This is a genomic window from Pseudoduganella sp. GW821-FHT11H04 (genome assembly GCF_058807935.1).
Genome location: NZ_JBXARE010000003.1, coordinates 208922 through 223359 on the forward strand (window position 1 = coordinate 208922; position 14438 = coordinate 223359).

General features: G+C 62.8%; 15 protein-coding genes and 1 tRNA gene. 13 read left to right on the forward strand and 3 right to left on the reverse strand.

Going from position 1 to position 14438, the window contains the following annotated elements:
* Nucleotides 1-5: 5 nt before the first annotated feature.
* The 8 genes from AC1RTP_RS07945 to AC1RTP_RS07980 are packed head-to-tail and all read left to right on the forward strand — an operon-like array spanning nucleotide 6 to nucleotide 9064.
* Nucleotides 6-791 carry an enoyl-CoA hydratase/isomerase family protein gene (locus AC1RTP_RS07945; protein ID WP_498606172.1) on the forward strand — a complete coding sequence of 262 codons (786 nt, stop codon included), beginning with the start codon at nucleotides 6-8 and terminating at the stop codon, nucleotides 789-791.
* A 12-nt stretch (nucleotides 792-803) separates the two neighbouring features.
* On the forward strand, nucleotides 804-2132 hold the full coding sequence (gene bioA / locus AC1RTP_RS07950) for an adenosylmethionine--8-amino-7-oxononanoate transaminase (RefSeq protein ID WP_498606174.1): 1329 nt from the start codon (nucleotides 804-806) through the stop codon (nucleotides 2130-2132).
* 2 nt (nucleotides 2133-2134) lie between these two features.
* Nucleotides 2135-3319, forward strand: coding sequence for an 8-amino-7-oxononanoate synthase (bioF, locus tag AC1RTP_RS07955; protein ID WP_498606175.1), 1185 nt, complete (start codon nucleotides 2135-2137; stop codon nucleotides 3317-3319).
* A 1-nt stretch (nucleotide 3320) separates the two neighbouring features.
* Nucleotides 3321-4088 carry a dethiobiotin synthase gene (bioD, locus tag AC1RTP_RS07960; protein ID WP_498606178.1) on the forward strand — a complete coding sequence of 256 codons (768 nt, stop codon included), beginning with the start codon at nucleotides 3321-3323 and terminating at the stop codon, nucleotides 4086-4088.
* 12 nt (nucleotides 4089-4100) lie between these two features.
* Nucleotides 4101-5141, forward strand: a complete 1041-nt coding sequence (bioB, locus tag AC1RTP_RS07965; RefSeq protein WP_498606181.1) for a biotin synthase BioB — start codon at nucleotides 4101-4103, stop codon at nucleotides 5139-5141.
* 39 nt (nucleotides 5142-5180) lie between these two features.
* Entirely contained in the window at nucleotides 5181-7211 is a 2031-nt protein-coding gene (locus AC1RTP_RS07970) for an acetyl/propionyl/methylcrotonyl-CoA carboxylase subunit alpha (RefSeq protein ID WP_498606183.1), read from the forward strand.
* 9 nt (nucleotides 7212-7220) lie between these two features.
* Nucleotides 7221-8153 (forward strand): 2-hydroxyacid dehydrogenase, encoded by a 933-nt coding sequence (locus AC1RTP_RS07975; RefSeq protein WP_498606185.1) that lies wholly within the window; start codon nucleotides 7221-7223, stop codon nucleotides 8151-8153.
* Between the two features lie 2 nt (nucleotides 8154-8155).
* Entirely contained in the window at nucleotides 8156-9064 is a 909-nt protein-coding gene (locus AC1RTP_RS07980; protein ID WP_498606187.1) for a hydroxymethylglutaryl-CoA lyase, read from the forward strand.
* Here the strand turns inward: AC1RTP_RS07980 and AC1RTP_RS07985 are convergent, their stop codons facing one another.
* Nucleotides 9065-9766, reverse strand: coding sequence for a CPCC family cysteine-rich protein (locus tag AC1RTP_RS07985; protein WP_498606189.1), 702 nt, complete (start codon nucleotides 9764-9766; stop codon nucleotides 9065-9067).
* A 63-nt stretch (nucleotides 9767-9829) separates the two neighbouring features.
* Nucleotides 9830-9906, reverse strand: a tRNA-Pro gene (locus tag AC1RTP_RS07990).
* Nucleotides 9907-9976: 70 nt separating this feature from the next.
* Here AC1RTP_RS07990 and AC1RTP_RS07995 point away from each other — a divergent pair.
* Nucleotides 9977-10543, forward strand: coding sequence for a hypothetical protein (locus AC1RTP_RS07995; protein WP_498606191.1), 567 nt, complete (start codon nucleotides 9977-9979; stop codon nucleotides 10541-10543).
* A 35-nt stretch (nucleotides 10544-10578) separates the two neighbouring features.
* On the opposite strand, the gene rsmI is transcribed toward AC1RTP_RS07995, so the two are convergent.
* Nucleotides 10579-11481 carry a 16S rRNA (cytidine(1402)-2'-O)-methyltransferase gene (rsmI, locus tag AC1RTP_RS08000; RefSeq protein WP_498606195.1) on the reverse strand — a complete coding sequence of 301 codons (903 nt, stop codon included), beginning with the start codon at nucleotides 11479-11481 and terminating at the stop codon, nucleotides 10579-10581.
* Nucleotides 11482-11491: 10 nt separating this feature from the next.
* Between rsmI and AC1RTP_RS08005 the strand changes: the two genes are divergently transcribed.
* Genes AC1RTP_RS08005 through AC1RTP_RS08020 form a run of 4 tightly spaced genes read left to right on the forward strand, consistent with a single transcriptional unit; the run spans nucleotide 11492 to nucleotide 14438 of the window.
* Nucleotides 11492-12799: a penicillin-binding protein activator gene (locus AC1RTP_RS08005; protein WP_498606196.1), complete on the forward strand. Its 1308-nt coding sequence runs from the start codon at nucleotides 11492-11494 to the stop codon at nucleotides 12797-12799.
* 8 nt (nucleotides 12800-12807) lie between these two features.
* A complete protein-coding gene (locus AC1RTP_RS08010) occupies nucleotides 12808-13164 on the forward strand; it encodes a YraN family protein (RefSeq protein WP_498606197.1) in 357 nt (118 codons plus the stop codon).
* Nucleotides 13165-13222: 58 nt separating this feature from the next.
* A complete protein-coding gene (locus AC1RTP_RS08015; protein WP_155455888.1) occupies nucleotides 13223-13819 on the forward strand; it encodes a phosphoheptose isomerase in 597 nt (198 codons plus the stop codon).
* Nucleotides 13812-14438 (forward strand): BON domain-containing protein, encoded by a 627-nt coding sequence (locus tag AC1RTP_RS08020; protein ID WP_498606200.1) that lies wholly within the window; start codon nucleotides 13812-13814, stop codon nucleotides 14436-14438. The genes AC1RTP_RS08015 and AC1RTP_RS08020 overlap by 8 nt, the downstream gene beginning before the upstream one ends.

A 14438-nucleotide genomic window follows, 5' to 3' on the forward strand; every position in this document is an offset into this window, starting at 1 on the left:
TGACGATGACCTACGAAACCCTGACCGTCGACATCAACGACAAGATCGCCACCGTCACCCTGAACCGTCCGGACGTGCGCAATGCCTTCAACGAGCATTCGATCAACGACCTGACGCGCGCCTTCTCGGAACTGGGCCGCAACGAAACCGTGCGCGCCATTGTGCTGGCCGCGAACGGCCCGGCCTTCTGCGCCGGCGGTGACCTGAACTGGATGAAAAAAATGGCCCACTACTCCCACGAGGAGAACCAGGCCGACGCCATGCAGCTGGCGCAAATGCTGCGCACGATCTACCTGTGCCCGAAACCGACCGTCGCGCGCGTGCATGGCGATTGCTATGCGGGCGGCATGGGTCTCGTTGCGGCTTGCGACATCATCGTCGCCGTGCCGGAAGCGAATTTCTGCCTGAGCGAAGTGAAACTGGGTTTGATCCCCGCGACCATTTCGCCATACGTGATCAAGGCGATGGGTGAGCAGGCTTCGCGCCGCTATTTCCTCACCGCCGAACGTTTCAGCGCCGCCGAAGCACACCGCATCGGCATGGTGCACGAACTGGTCGCCGCCGATGCACTGGATGCCAAGATGGCGGAAGTGCTGAAGGCGTTGGTGACCAACAGCCCGAACGCAGTGAAGGAAGCCAAAGTGCTGGTGCGCGACGTGGTCGGCAAAGCGGTGAACGATGCGCTGCTGGCCGATACGGCCGAACGCATCGCCCACATCCGCGCTTCCGAGCAAGGCCGCGAAGGCGTTGCTTCCTTCCTCGAGAAGCGCAAGCCGGGCTGGCTGAATTGAACGGAGCAGTTTTTGGAAGTGAACCAACAAAGCGATTGGGTAGCACGTAGCCTGAAGTCTGTATGGCACCCGTGCACCCAGATGCAGCACCATGAAACGGTCCCGCTGATTCCCGTCAGCCATGGCCGCGGCGTGTGGCTGTATGACCACCAAGGCAACCGCTATCTGGATGCGATCAGCTCCTGGTGGGTGAACCTGTTCGGCCACGCCAACCCGCGCATCAACGCGGCGCTGCGCGAACAGCTCGACATGCTGGAGCATGCGATGCTGGCCGGCTTCACCCACGAGCCGGTGATCCAGCTCAGTGAACGCCTGGCGGCGCTGACCCAGCACAATCTGGGCCACGCCTTCTACGCGTCGGATGGCGCGTCGGCGGTCGAAATCGCATTGAAAATGAGCTTCCACGCCTGGCGCAATATGGGCCAGGGCGACAAGCAGGAATTCGTTTGCCTGAAGGGCAGCTACCACGGCGAGACCATCGGCGCGCTGGCCGTGACCGACGTGGCGCTGTTCAAGGATGCCTACGGCCCGCTGCTGCGCGCCACGCAGACCGTGATGTCGCCGGATGCGCGCCAGGCTGCGGAAGGCGAAACGGCTGCCGACGTGGCGCGCCGCGCCGCCGCCGACGTCGAACGCATGTTCACCGAACGCGCCGGCAAGATCGCCGCCATCATCATCGAGCCGCTGGTGCAATGCGCCACCGGCATGGCGATGCATGATCCGCTTTACCTGAAACTGGTGCGCGAGCTGTGCGACAAGCACGGCGTGCACCTGATCCTGGACGAAATCGCCGTGGGCTGCGGCCGCACAGGCACCTTCTTCGCCTGCGAACAAGCAGGCGTCTGGCCGGACTTCCTGTGCCTGTCGAAGGGCATCAGCGGCGGCTACCTGCCGCTGTCCATCGTGCTGTCCCGCGACGAGATCTACCAGGCTTTCTACGATGCGGACGTCACGCGCGGCTTCCTGCATTCGCATTCCTACACCGGCAACCCGCTGGCCTGCCGCGCAGCGCTGGCGACGCTGGACATCTTCGCCGAAGACCATGTGCTGGAAGCGAACAAGGCCCGCTCGCGCAAGCTGACCGAGGCGCTGGCGCCGTTGGCGAACCACGAGCACACCGAGAACTTCCGCAACCGCGGCATGATCTGGGCGTTTGACGCCGTCGGCGCCACGCCGGGCTTCTCGCGCCGCTTCTTCACCGAAGGCACGAAGCAGGAACTGCTGCTGCGTCCAATCGGCAATACCGTGTACCTGATGCCGCCGTACATCCTCAGCGATGAGGAAATCGAGGGCCTGGCTGCGCGCACGCTGTCGGTGTTCGAGAAAACGCGGGTGGGCTGACCATGGAACTGCTCGCAAAACTCGACCAGCAGCTGCAAGCGCTGGATGACAAAAACCTGATCCGCAAGCGCCGCTCGGTGGAAACCGCCTGCGCGCCGCGCGTCATGGTCGATGGCCGCGAACTGCTGGCCTTCTGCAGCAACGACTACCTTGGCCTGGCCGCGCATCCGCGCCTGGCGGAAGCAATGCAGCAGGGCGTTGAACTGTATGGTACCGGCAGCGGCGCCTCGCACCTGATCAGCGGCCATAGCCGTGCGCACACGCTGCTGGAGCAGCGCCTGGCCGAATTCATGTCGCCGCACCTGATCGACGCGCAGGCGCTGTACTTCTGCACTGGCTATATGGCCAACCTGGCCGTGCTGACCGGCCTGTCCGTCGGCGACAAGGACACCGAAATCTTCAGCGAGGCGTTGAACCATGCCTCCCTGATCGATGGCGCCCGCCTGGCGCGCACCAAGCTGTCCGTCTATCCGCACGCCGATTTGGCCGCGCTGGGCGAACTGCTGGCCGCCAGCGCCGCCAGCAACAAGATCGTGGTCACCGATTCCGTGTTCTCTATGGATGGCGACCTGGCCGACCTGCCGGCGCTGCTGGCCCTGTGCGAACAGCACAAGGCCTGGCTGGTGGTCGACGACGCCCACGGCTTCGGCACGCTGGGCGAGAACGGCCGTGGCGCGCTGGAGCACTTCGCCATGCGCTCGCCTTACCTGGTGTATGTCGGCACGCTGGGCAAGGCTGCCGGCGTGGGCGGCGCCTTCGTGGCGGCGCACCGCACCGTGGTGGAAACGCTTATCCAGCGCGCCCGCCCATACATCTTCACCACCGCCGCACCACCGGCGCTGGCACATGCGCTGCAAGCAAGCCTGGATATCATCTGTGGCGACGAAGGCAGCGAGCGCCGCGCCCACCTGGAGGCGCTGGTGGCACAATTGCAGGACAGCCTGCGCCTGAAGCGCTGGCAACTGCTGCCGTCGAAAACGGCAATCCAGCCAATCATCATTGGCGAAAACGACGAAACCATGCGCCTGTCAGCCGCGCTGTACGAGCAAGGTATCTGGGTAGGCGGCATCCGCCCGCCGACCGTGCCCGCCGGCAGCGCGCGCCTGCGTATCACCCTGTCCGCTGGTCACACAGCCGACGACGTGCGCCGCCTGGCAGACGCGATCAACCAACTGGAAAGGACCTGATATGGCGCTCGAAGACCCTGTCATCACTCCTGAGCCCCAAGCTGCCGCAGCCGCCGATGGTCTGCCGCCACGCTTCGCCTGCTTTGTAGCGGGCACCGACACCGAAATCGGCAAGACTCTCACGTCTTCCGCCATGCTGTACGCGCTGGTACAACAAGGCGCCCGAGCCTGCGGCATGAAACCCGTCGCCGCTGGTGCGGTGATGAAGAACGGCCAGTTGCATAACGACGATGCCGACCAGCTGATCGAAGCAAGCAATGTACACTTGCCGCAATCGCTGACTACCCCATTCATGCTGAAAGAGCCGGCGGCACCGCATATCGCCGCCGCCCTGGAAGGCCTGGAAATCGACCCGGTACCTATCCTGGCCGCCTACGTTGAAATCGCCGCCGCCACCGATGCCATCGTGGTGGAAGGCGTAGGCGGTTTCCGCGTGCCGCTGACCGACGATTTCGACACCGCCGACCTGGCCGAGCAGCTTGCGCTGCCGGTGGTGCTGGTGGTGGGCCTGCGCCTGGGCTGCATCAACCACGCGCTGCTGACCGTGGAAGCGATCCAGGCGCGCGGCCTGAAGCTCGTGGGCTGGGTTGCCAACACGCTGGAATTTGAAATGAACTTCGCGGACGAGAATATCGCCGCACTGTCAGCGCGCATTCCCGCGCCGCTGCTCGGCCGCATCCCGCGACTGGCAAATCCAACTGCCGCCGCCGCTGCCGAATACCTGAACTTCACGTCCCTGCCACATTGGCCGGGCCGCCGCACCAAGTAAGAGAGGAAGAACATGTCCCTGCAAGAACCTAAAGCCGTCCAACTGCACCGTCCAACCGCCGCCATCAAAGTACCGGAAGCCGCCACCTGGCCTCTGGAAGACGTGATGGCACTGTACGCGCTGCCATTCAACGATTTGATGTTCCGCGCGCAGGAAGCCCACCGCGCCCACTGGCCGGACGGCGACGTTGAACTGGCGACCCTGCTCTCGATCAAGACCGGCGGCTGCGAAGAGGACTGCGGCTACTGCCCGCAAGCCGCGCGCTACGACACCGGCGTGGAAGCCAAGAAGATCCTGGACCTGGACACGGTGCTGGACGCCGCCAAGCAGGCAAAAGACAACGGCGCTACCCGTTTCTGCATGGGCGCCGCTTGGCGCAGCCCGAAAGAGCGCGACATGGAAAAAGTCGAAACCATGGTGCGCGAAGTTAAGGCCATGGGCCTGGAAACCTGCGCCACCCTGGGCATGCTGGAAGCCGAACAGGCTCAGCGCCTGAAGGACGCGGGCCTGGACTACTACAACCATAACCTGGACACCGCGCCGGACTTCTACGACAACGTGATCTCCACCCGCCAGTACCAGGACCGCCTGGACACCCTGGGCCACGTGCGCAGCGCCGGCCTGAAGGTCTGCTGCGGCGGCATCGTGGGCATGGGCGAGACGCGCGAGCAGCGCGCCGGCCTGATCGCCCAGCTGGCCAACCTGAACCCATACCCTGAGTCGGTACCGGTCAACCACCTGGTGCAAGTGGAAGGCACCCCGCTGCACGGCCTGGACAAGCTGGACCCGCTGGAATTCGTGCGCACCATCGCTGTCGCCCGCATCACCATGCCGAAAGCGCGCGTGCGCCTGTCGGCTGGCCGCCGCGAACTGGGTGAAGCCGTGCAGGCAATGTGCTTCATGGCCGGCGCCAACTCGATCTTCTACGGCGACAAGCTGCTGACCACCGACAACCCGGAAGCCAACGACGACCGCGCACTGCTGGCAAAACTGGGCCTGCCGACCCGCGGCGCCGTGCTGGATTCCGTACAAAAAGAAGCCTGCGGCTGCTAAGAAAAAATTCAAAAGAATTCAAAAAGAGTAGAGAGAGACATGTTCAAAAAAATCCTGATTGCCAACCGTGGCGAGATCGCTTGCCGCGTCGCTGCAACCGCACGCCGCATGGGCATCAAGACCGTGGCCGTGTATTCGGATGCGGACGCCAACGCCAAGCATGTTGCCGTGTGCGATGAAGCGGTGAACATCGGCCCGGCCGCCGCCAAGGAATCCTACCTGTGCGGCGACAAGCTGATCGCCGTGGCGCTGGCCACCGGTGCGGAAGCGATCCACCCAGGCTATGGCTTCCTGTCCGAGAACGCCGAGTTCGCGGATGCCTGCGCCGAAGTAGGCCTGGCCTTTATTGGCCCGCCGGCTTCCGCCATGCGCGCCATGGGTTCGAAATCAGCTGCAAAACAGCTGATGGAGAAGGCCAATGTGCCGCTGGTGCCGGGCTATCACGGTGACAATCAGGACGCAGGCTTCCTGCAAGAACAAGCAGACCGCATCGGCTACCCTGTGCTGCTGAAGGCTTCGGCCGGCGGCGGCGGCAAGGGCATGCGCGTGGTCGAATCGTCCGAAGCGTTCAAGGATGCGCTGGCATCCTGCAAACGCGAAGCGATCAGCTCCTTCGGCGACGACAAGGTGCTGGCGGAGAAATACCTGCAGCGCCCGCGCCATATCGAAATCCAGGTTTTCGCCGACACGCACGGCAACTGCATCTACCTGTTCGAGCGTGACTGCTCCGTGCAGCGCCGCCACCAGAAAGTTCTGGAAGAAGCGCCGGCGCCAGGCATGAGCGCAGAGCGCCGCGCCGCGATGGGCGAAGCCGCCGTTGCCGCTGCTCGCGCTGTAGGCTATGTCGGCGCAGGCACGGTGGAATTCATCGCCAACCAGGACGGCAGCTTCTACTTCATGGAGATGAATACCCGCCTGCAGGTGGAACATCCAGTGACGGAAATGATCACCGGCACCGACCTGGTGGAATGGCAGATCCGCGTCGCCGCCGGCGAAACCCTGCCGAAGAAGCAGGAAGAGCTGACCATCAACGGCCACTCGATCGAAGCGCGTATCTACGCCGAGAATCCAGAGAAGGGCTTCCTGCCGTCGATCGGCACACTGCGCCACCTGGAAACGCCAGGCGCCGTCAACTTTGAACTGGGCGGCGTGCCTGGCCATCCATCCGCCGTACGTATCGATTCCGGCGTGCGCGCGAACGACGCAATTTCCCCGTTCTACGACCCGATGATCGCCAAGCTGATCGTCTGGGGCGCGGACCGCAAGCAAGCGCTGGCCCGCATGGCGCAAGCGCTGTCGCAATACCAGATCGTCGGCCTGGCGACCAATATCGCCTTCCTGAAACGCCTGGTGGAAGGCGACGCCTTCGCCAACGCCGACCTGGATACCGGCCTGATTGAACGTAATCACGACGCGCTGTTCCCGCCGGCACGTTCGATCCCAGTCGCTGCAGTGGCGCTGGCCGCGGTATCGCTGATCGAAGAAGAAAAGGACAAGTCGGCCGCCCAATCCGGCGCCAACAAAGGCGATCCGTGGGGCCAGGCACTGGGCTGGCGCATGAACTTCAACTATGCGCGCAAGCTGTCCTTCAGCGACGAGCATGACAAGCAGTACGCACCGATGCTGACCTACCTGCCGCATGGCTGGCAGTTCGAGATCAAGGGCTTGGAAGTCGACCTGTCCCTGTTCAGGCAGGATGGTTCTGACCTGAGCATCAAGCTGGGCGAAACCTCGGTGCACGGCACCGTGCGCCGCGACGGAGATGCCTTCCACGTCTTCACCGGCGGCGGCCACTATGTGCTGGACTATAACGACCCGATGGCGCATGCCGGTGAGTCCGAAGCGGAAGGCGGCCGCCTGACCGCGCCGATGCCGGGCAAGGTTGTCGCCGTGCTGGCCGAGAAGGGCAAGGAAGTGAAGAAGGGCGATCCGCTGGTCATCATGGAAGCGATGAAAATGGAGCACACCATCTCCGCTCCTCACGACGGCGTGGTCGAAGAAGTCCTGTACGCGGTGGGCGACCAGGTAGCAGACGGCGCTCCGCTGCTAGCCTTCAAGACCGCAGCTTAAGGGAGGCGCATGCGCATCCTGCTTTATCGCGCGGATGGCAACACCGCGCCATGGATCAAGGATTTCGCCGACTTCATGCCGGAGGCGGAAGTGGTGGTCTGGCGCGAAAGCGCCGACCTGCCAGCTTGCGACTACGCCGTGCTGTGGACACCGCCGCAAGCCATGCTGGCCGACCTGGCGCGCGTTAAAGCGATCTTCCTGACCGGCGCCGGCGCCGATGCGATCATGAAGTACGCGCATGCGATTCCGCCGCATATTCCTATCGTGCGGCTGAACGATGCCGGCATGGGTATTCAGATGGCGGAGTACGTCAGCTATACCGTGCTGCGATACTTCCGCCGCATGGACGAATATGAAGCGCAGGCCCGCTCCGGAGCCTGGCTCCAATTGGAAGCGCGCAGCAAGGCAGACTTTTCAGTCGGCGTGATGGGCGTTGGAGCGCTCGGCTCGCACGTGATCGAAGCGCTGAAGCCGTTTGGCTTCCCTTTGCGCGCATGGAGCCGTTCGCCGAAGTCGCTGGAAGGCGTTGAGTGCTTCCACGGCGACGAAGGGCTGGATGCCTTCCTCGCTTCGTCGCGCGTGGTGGTGTGCATGCTGCCTCTGACGGAAGAAACCACCAACATACTGAACCGCGCCAATATGCAAAAGCTGCCGCAGGGCGCTTACATCATCAACGTAGGGCGCGGAGCACATATCGCCGAGCCGGACCTGCTTCCGCTGATTAAGTCCGGCCAGGTCGCAGGCGCCACGCTGGACGTGTTCCGCAACGAACCGCTGCCGGCGCAGCATCCGTTCTGGATGGAGCCGCGTATTACGATCACGCCGCATATTTCCGCCTTGACGCTGCGCCGCGAAAGCGTGGAGCAGATGGTTGGCAAGATGCGCCAACATGCGCGCGGCGAACAAGTCGCCGACGTCATCAACCGAACAAAGGGATACTGAAAATGAATTTGCCAAAGAAGGTCAAGATTGTCGAAGTGGGCCCGCGCGACGGCCTGCAAAACGAAAAGGGTGATGTGCCGGCCGACGTGAAGATCGAGCTGGTGAACCGCCTGACGGAAGCCGGCTTCCCGAATATTGAAGCGGCGTCCTTCGTATCGCCGAAATGGGTGCCGCAGATGGCCACTTCAAAAGAAGTCATGGCCGGCATCACCCGCAAGCCTGGCGTGATCTATTCCGCGCTGACCCCGAATATGCAGGGCTTCGAAGCCGCGCTGGCAGCCGGCGCGAATGAGGTAGTAATCTTCGGCGCCGCATCGGAAGCATTCTCGCAAAAGAACATCAACTGCTCGATCGCCGAGTCGATCGAACGCTTCGTACCGGTGGCCAAAGCCGCAAAGGATGCAGGCCTGCGCCTGCGCGCTTCGGTCAGCACCGCCTTCGGCTGCCCATACCAGGGCGACGTGCCGCTCGATTCCGTGGCGTACGTGGTAGGCCGCATGCGCGACCTGGGTTGCGACGAGATCGATATTGCCGACACCATCGGCGTATCGACCCCGCTCAAGACCAAGGCCGTGATGGAACGCGCGATCAAGGAGTTCCGCGCCAACGGTCTGGCGGGCCACTTCCACGATACCTACGGCCAGGCGCTGGCGAATATCTACGCCTCGATGGAAGTGGGCATTGAGATTTTCCACTCCTCCGTGTCCGGCCTGGGCGGCTGCCCTTATGCCAAAGGCGCTACCGGCAACGTCGCCACGGAAGACGTGATCTACATGATGAATGGCCTGGGCATTGAAACCGGCGTGGACCTGGACAAGGTCGTCGACGCAGGCCAGTTCATTTCCAACTTCCTGAACCGCAAGGCTGCCAGCCGCGCAGGCAATGCGATTGCCGCCAAACGCGCAGGTTGATTAGTTCTCGTCCGAGCGGCCGCGCAGCAGGAATACTGCCAGCAGCGTGGCCGCCGCACGCTGCAACGATTGCCAGTTAGGCGTCGCAAACAGCGTTTCAAGGCGCGGCAGGGGATGCGGCGCACCATCCGCGAGCTCGCTCCACACAAGCGCAAACTGCGCGATGCCCTTGCGTTCTTCCGCCGAGAAGACCGGTTCAGTGAAATGCTGTTTCCAGTCCGGCGTTACCCAGTCTTCCCATTGATTCAGCACTTCGTCCGCCGCCGGCATACCGGGCGCGCTCGCCTGCAACTTACGTTGCGCCTCAAAGGAGCCAGCCAGTTCCAGGTATTCAATGATGCGGTTGCGCACACGGCGCAGGCCAATCGGCTGCTCGGGCACTGAGGAGCGCGGGGTGCGGAGCCAGTAATACAGGTCATACGTAGTGGCGTCGGCGGCTGGCTCGTTGTCGGGGATATCGGCCTTCTGCTGCCACAGCGGGAACCAGTGCGGGTCGCGTACGTGATCAGCGCTCGCCGCCGCACCGCCAAACTGCACATAGCGCACTTGCGCTTCCGCCAGGCTATGCACATTCGCGCCACTGGCAAGGAAGGGGGAGTAGAGTTGCGGCAGGTCGTCGTGCCAGTCGCAGACCTGGCACGCGGCAAGCGAACCGGGAGCGCCGGCGAAGGTGGCATAGCCGCAGCAAGGACAGGTGTACATGGCGACAATTCCCATCGCAGAAAAAAAAAGACCTGCACGAATGCAGGTCTTTTTCTTGAAACTTGGTCGGAGTACAAGGATTCGAACCTTGGACCCTCTGCTCCCAAAGCAGATGCGCTACCGGGCTGCGCTACACTCCGTAAGAAGCAAGATAATACAAGCTGAGCCAGGACCCGTCAACCCCCAATTTCAAATCGGAAGGAATTTGCCGTGGGTGAAATAGCTTATCGACAGCCTTTCTCACGCATCACAGTCGGTATCTTTATTTCTTTGCTACTGCATGTGGCGGCGATCATTTTTCTGAAGCTGCCGGTCATGCGCCCGGTTCCCGATTCGCGCAGTTGGCTGACGCAAGTGGAAGTAAGGATAGTGCCGCCGCCGAAAATAACGCCGCCTGCCGTGGAACCCACTCCGCAGCCTGTCGCGGCCACCGAGCCCCGGCGGCAGCTACGCCGTGCCGAACCGCGCAAAAAGCTACGCGACGAAGACAAACCGGAAATGGCAGCGCAACCGGTCCGCGAGTCCACCCTGATTCTGGCGCCGGCAGAAAATGGTCCAGCAAAGCGTTTCGACCGCGAAGCCGCCAAAGCAGCCGCCCGCGGCATCGCAGGCGACTTAGGAGCCCCCCAAGCGGCCCTGAGCGAAACCCGCGAAGAAAAGTTAGGACGCAAGATCCAAAACGCCGCCCGCCCCAACTGCAAAGACGGCATCCCCGGCGGCCTGCTAGCCCCCCTCTACCTCATGATGGACAAGAAAGACAGCGGCTGCAAATGGTAAATGTCCACCTTGGGGTCAGGAACGAATGTGGACATTTACTGCTTGAGCTCGAGGGCGCGGTCGTAGAGGGCGTTCTTTTTCTTGCCGGTGATTTGGGCGGCAATTCCAGCGGCTTGTTTTACTGGCAATTCGGCGAGCAGGATTTGCAGGATGCGGTCGGTTTCGGCGTCCTGGCCTTCGGTGGCGGGCGGGGCGCCTTCGATCAGCACGACAAATTCGCCTTTTTCGTGGTTGGCGTCGGATTTCAGCCAGGAGACTGCTTCGCCCAGCGGGCAGCGGTGGATTTGTTCGAACAACTTGGTGACTTCGCGGGCAAAGACCACCTGGCGGTCGGCGCCAAAGACGTCGGCCAGCGCCTGGGCGCACTCGACAATACGGTGCGGGGCTTCGTAGAACACCAGGGTAGACGGGGCGGCTACCAGCCCTTGCAGCACGGCTTCGCGTTGCTTGGACTTGGATGGCAAAAAGCCAACAAAATGGAATTGATCGTTGACCAGGCCGCTGGCTGACAGTGCGGCTACGGCTGCTGAGGCGCCTGGCAGCGGAATCACGCGCAGGCCAGCGGCGCGCACCGCGTCCACAATGCGCGCACCTGGGTCGGAAACGGCCGGGGTGCCGGCATCGGACACCAATGCAATCCGTTCGCCCGCCTGCAACCGTGCGACCAGCCCTTTGGCCGCTTCGCGTTCGTTATGCATATGCGCCGCGATCAGCGGCTTGTGCAGCCCGAAGCGGTTCATCAGCTGAGCCGTGTTGCGGGTGTCTTCGCAAGCCACGGCGTCAACCAGCGCCAGCACATGCAAGGCGCGTAGTGTAATGTCGGTAACATTGCCAATAGGCGTAGCCACCACATACAAAGATGCCGTAGGATAGTTCTGGTGGACGGTCTCGCCGAGGATGGGCAATCCGGCGAGCGGGCTGGAATCTTGTGCTGTCATTGGGGGTAGGATGCTGTCTAAAAATATCAATAAGCTGATACTCGGCGTCGCGGCGGCTGTGCTGACCAGCGCTTGCAGCGCGCCTTGCGGCACGCCGGGGCGATTGTGCGCGCCAATTACGTCGGTGACAAGTGCGCCGCCTGCCGCCGTGAAGGCGCCGCGGCCAAAACCTCCTGCGCCGCCTCCTGAACCGGAGGTTGTGGTGGAGACCTTTGCCGTGCCTGCGCCAGAAGATGCGCCGCCTCCGCCCAGCATGACGCAAGTAGTCCCGCAGCCGATGGAAGACGCCAGCGGCAAGCCGCCTTACCGCATTGCGCTGCTGCTGCCGCTGCGTTCCGAAGCCCTTGGCCGCGCCGCCGATGCGCTGCGTGCTGGTTTCATGGCGGCTGCGGAGCGCGACGGCCACGGCTTCCAGGTCAATGTAGTGGAAACCGGCGACGCCACGCAGGACGTCATGTCGGCCTACGTTACAGCCCAGGAATCCAACGATATGGTGGTTGGCCCGCTGGCCCGTTCCGCGGTGACGGCCATCGCTGCCAGCCCGCTGGTAGATAAGCCGACCATCGCCCTGAACCATCCGGATTCGCGCGGCGATCCGCAGTTGCCGCCGCAGATGCTGGTGATCGGCCTGTCGATCGAAGACGAGGCGCGCCAGGTGGCCGAATGGGCGGCACGCGAGAATCCTTCGGCGCGCGCCCTGATCATTTCCGGCAACACGTCCTGGCAAAAGCGCATTTCCAGCGCCATTTATGGCCAGCTGCAGCGCCTGGGCCTGAAATCACGCAATTTTGACTTCACGCCGCAAAATGGCTACCTGCCGGACGCCGAGCTGGTGACCCTGCGCACCCGCCTGCAAAGCGAACCAGCCGGCGTGCTGTTTGCCGCGCTGGACCCGGACCAGTTGCGCCAGCTGAAGGTCGCCCTGTCGGCGCCTCCGCTTGGCGATATTCCGGTCTATGGCACTTCGTCCCTGAACCCTGGCCGCAGCATGTACCGGGCCGGCGCAGAACTCGACGGCGTGCGCCTGATCGATTTGCCATGGCTGGTACAGCGCGACCACCCGGCAGTAATGGTGTATCCGCAGCCAGTGTCGCGTGACGAGGCGCGCATCAGCACCGACCAGGAAAGGCTCTACGCATTGGGCATCGACGCCTTCCGCATCGCCCGCGAAATCGCGCGCCAGCCGCAGCGCCGCTTCCAGCTGGATGGCGTGACCGGCCAGCTGACGATCGATTTCGGCACTGGCCCTTCCTGGTTCGAGCGCGTGGAAGTGCCGGTCGAATACCGCAACGGCATCCCGGCACCGGCGCCGCGCTAAGGTGTCCCATGCCCCGCACCGAGCTGCAGGAGATCGGCCAGGCCGGCGAAGACCGCGCCCTGGCCTACCTGCAGCAGCAGGGCCTGCGGCTGGTTGAGCGCAATTTCCTGTGCAAGGTGGGGGAGCTGGACCTGATCATGCGCGAGGGAGATCGCCTGGTCTTTGTCGAAGTCCGCGAGCGCAGTAATCCCCGCTATGGCGGCGCCGCGGCCAGTATTTCCCCGGCCAAGCAGCGCCGGATCCTGCGCGCGGCCCGGTTTTACCTGCTGCGTTTTGTCAAAATGCCACCATGCCGCATTGACGTAGTGGCAATCGATGGAGAACGCATAAACTGGCTGCGCAACGCTATCATTGATCAAATGTAAGCATTTTTAACAGCGCTTGTTAGGCTCGCCGAGCCGCTGCACTATAATTACGCACACTATGACTAATCAACGCATCCTCTCGCACTTCCACGAAAGTGCCGAAATCAAGATCCAGTCCGCAACCGTCCTGGCGCAGCCTATCGCGCAAGCGGTTGAACTGATGTTCTCCGCTCTCTCGAACGGCAACAAGATCCTGGCCTGCGGCAATGGCGGCTCGGCGGCTGACGCCCAGCACTTCGCTGCGGAACTGGTCGGCCGTTTTGAGCGTGAACGCTTCCCGCTGCCGGCGATTTCGCTGGCAACCGATACCTCCATCCTGACCGCTGTGGCCAACGACTACAGCTACCGCGAGATATTCTCCAAGCAGGTGCAGGCGTTCGGCCAGGCTGGCGACATCCTGCTGGCGATTTCCACTTCGGGTAATTCCGCCAACGTGATGGCGGCAATCGAAGCGGCGCTGGAACGTGAGATGCGCGTAGTGGCACTGACCGGCAAAGGTGGCGGCGCGATCGGCAAGATGCTGACCGACGCTGACGTTCATATCTGCGTACCGGCTGACCGTACCGCCCGTATCCAGGAAGTCCACCTTGTGACCATCCATTGCATTTGCGACGGCATCGACGTCGCGCTGTTCGGAGGAGATGTAAATGAGTAAAGCGCGTCCATTGACGCTGGCCGTGGTGGCCGCTGTCCTGGCGAGCAGCACGCTGTCCGCTTGCGCCCCGATCCTGGTTGGCGGCGCTATCGCCGGCACCGTCGCGGCATCCGACCGCCGCACTTTCGGTGCGCAGACGGAGGACAAGTCGATCGTGGTAAAGGCCGAAGTGAAGATGTCCAACATCGTCGACAAGAGCTCCCACGTCAATGTGAACAGCTTTAACCGCCGCGTGCTGATCACCGGCGAAGTACCGGATGACGAAACCAAGGCCAAGGTGGAACGTGAAGTGCGCGCTATCGAAGGCGTGATGAACGTGACCAATGAACTGGAAGTTGGCTTCTCCTCCAGCTACACCTCGCGCTCCAACGACGCGCTGATTACCTCCAAGGTTAAACTGAGCCTGGCCGACGCCCAGGATATTTCGGCCAACTCCTTCAAAGTGATCACCGAGAAGGGTGCTGTCTTCCTGATGGGCCGCGTGACCCAGCGTGAAGGCACCAAGGCAGGCGATATCGCACGCGGCGTGCGCGGCGTGACCAAGGTCGTCAAAGTATTTGAGTACATCACCGACGACGAAGTAAAGCAGTACCAATCGTCCCAGGGTTCGCAGGGCTAA

What these genes read in the sequence shown, in the direction of transcription:
- AC1RTP_RS07945 (WP_498606172.1), top strand. Translation starts at nt 6, where the DNA reads ATGACCTACGAAACCCTGACCGTCGACATCAACGACAAGATCGCCACC.
- bioF (WP_498606175.1), top strand. Translation starts at nt 2,135, where the DNA reads ATGGAACTGCTCGCAAAACTCGACCAGCAGCTGCAAGCGCTGGATGAC.
- bioD (WP_498606178.1), top strand. Translation starts at nt 3,321, where the DNA reads ATGGCGCTCGAAGACCCTGTCATCACTCCTGAGCCCCAAGCTGCCGCA.
- bioB (WP_498606181.1), top strand. Translation starts at nt 4,101, where the DNA reads ATGTCCCTGCAAGAACCTAAAGCCGTCCAACTGCACCGTCCAACCGCC.
- AC1RTP_RS07970 (WP_498606183.1), top strand. Translation starts at nt 5,181, where the DNA reads ATGTTCAAAAAAATCCTGATTGCCAACCGTGGCGAGATCGCTTGCCGC.
- AC1RTP_RS07975 (WP_498606185.1), top strand. Translation starts at nt 7,221, where the DNA reads ATGCGCATCCTGCTTTATCGCGCGGATGGCAACACCGCGCCATGGATC.
- AC1RTP_RS07980 (WP_498606187.1), top strand. Translation starts at nt 8,156, where the DNA reads ATGAATTTGCCAAAGAAGGTCAAGATTGTCGAAGTGGGCCCGCGCGAC.
- AC1RTP_RS07985 (WP_498606189.1), bottom strand. Translation starts at nt 9,766, where the DNA reads ATGTACACCTGTCCTTGCTGCGGCTATGCCACCTTCGCCGGCGCTCCC.
- rsmI (WP_498606195.1), bottom strand. Translation starts at nt 11,481, where the DNA reads ATGACAGCACAAGATTCCAGCCCGCTCGCCGGATTGCCCATCCTCGGC.
- AC1RTP_RS08005 (WP_498606196.1), top strand. Translation starts at nt 11,492, where the DNA reads ATGCTGTCTAAAAATATCAATAAGCTGATACTCGGCGTCGCGGCGGCT.
- AC1RTP_RS08010 (WP_498606197.1), top strand. Translation starts at nt 12,808, where the DNA reads ATGCCCCGCACCGAGCTGCAGGAGATCGGCCAGGCCGGCGAAGACCGC.
- AC1RTP_RS08015 (WP_155455888.1), top strand. Translation starts at nt 13,223, where the DNA reads ATGACTAATCAACGCATCCTCTCGCACTTCCACGAAAGTGCCGAAATC.
- AC1RTP_RS08020 (WP_498606200.1), top strand. Translation starts at nt 13,812, where the DNA reads ATGAGTAAAGCGCGTCCATTGACGCTGGCCGTGGTGGCCGCTGTCCTG.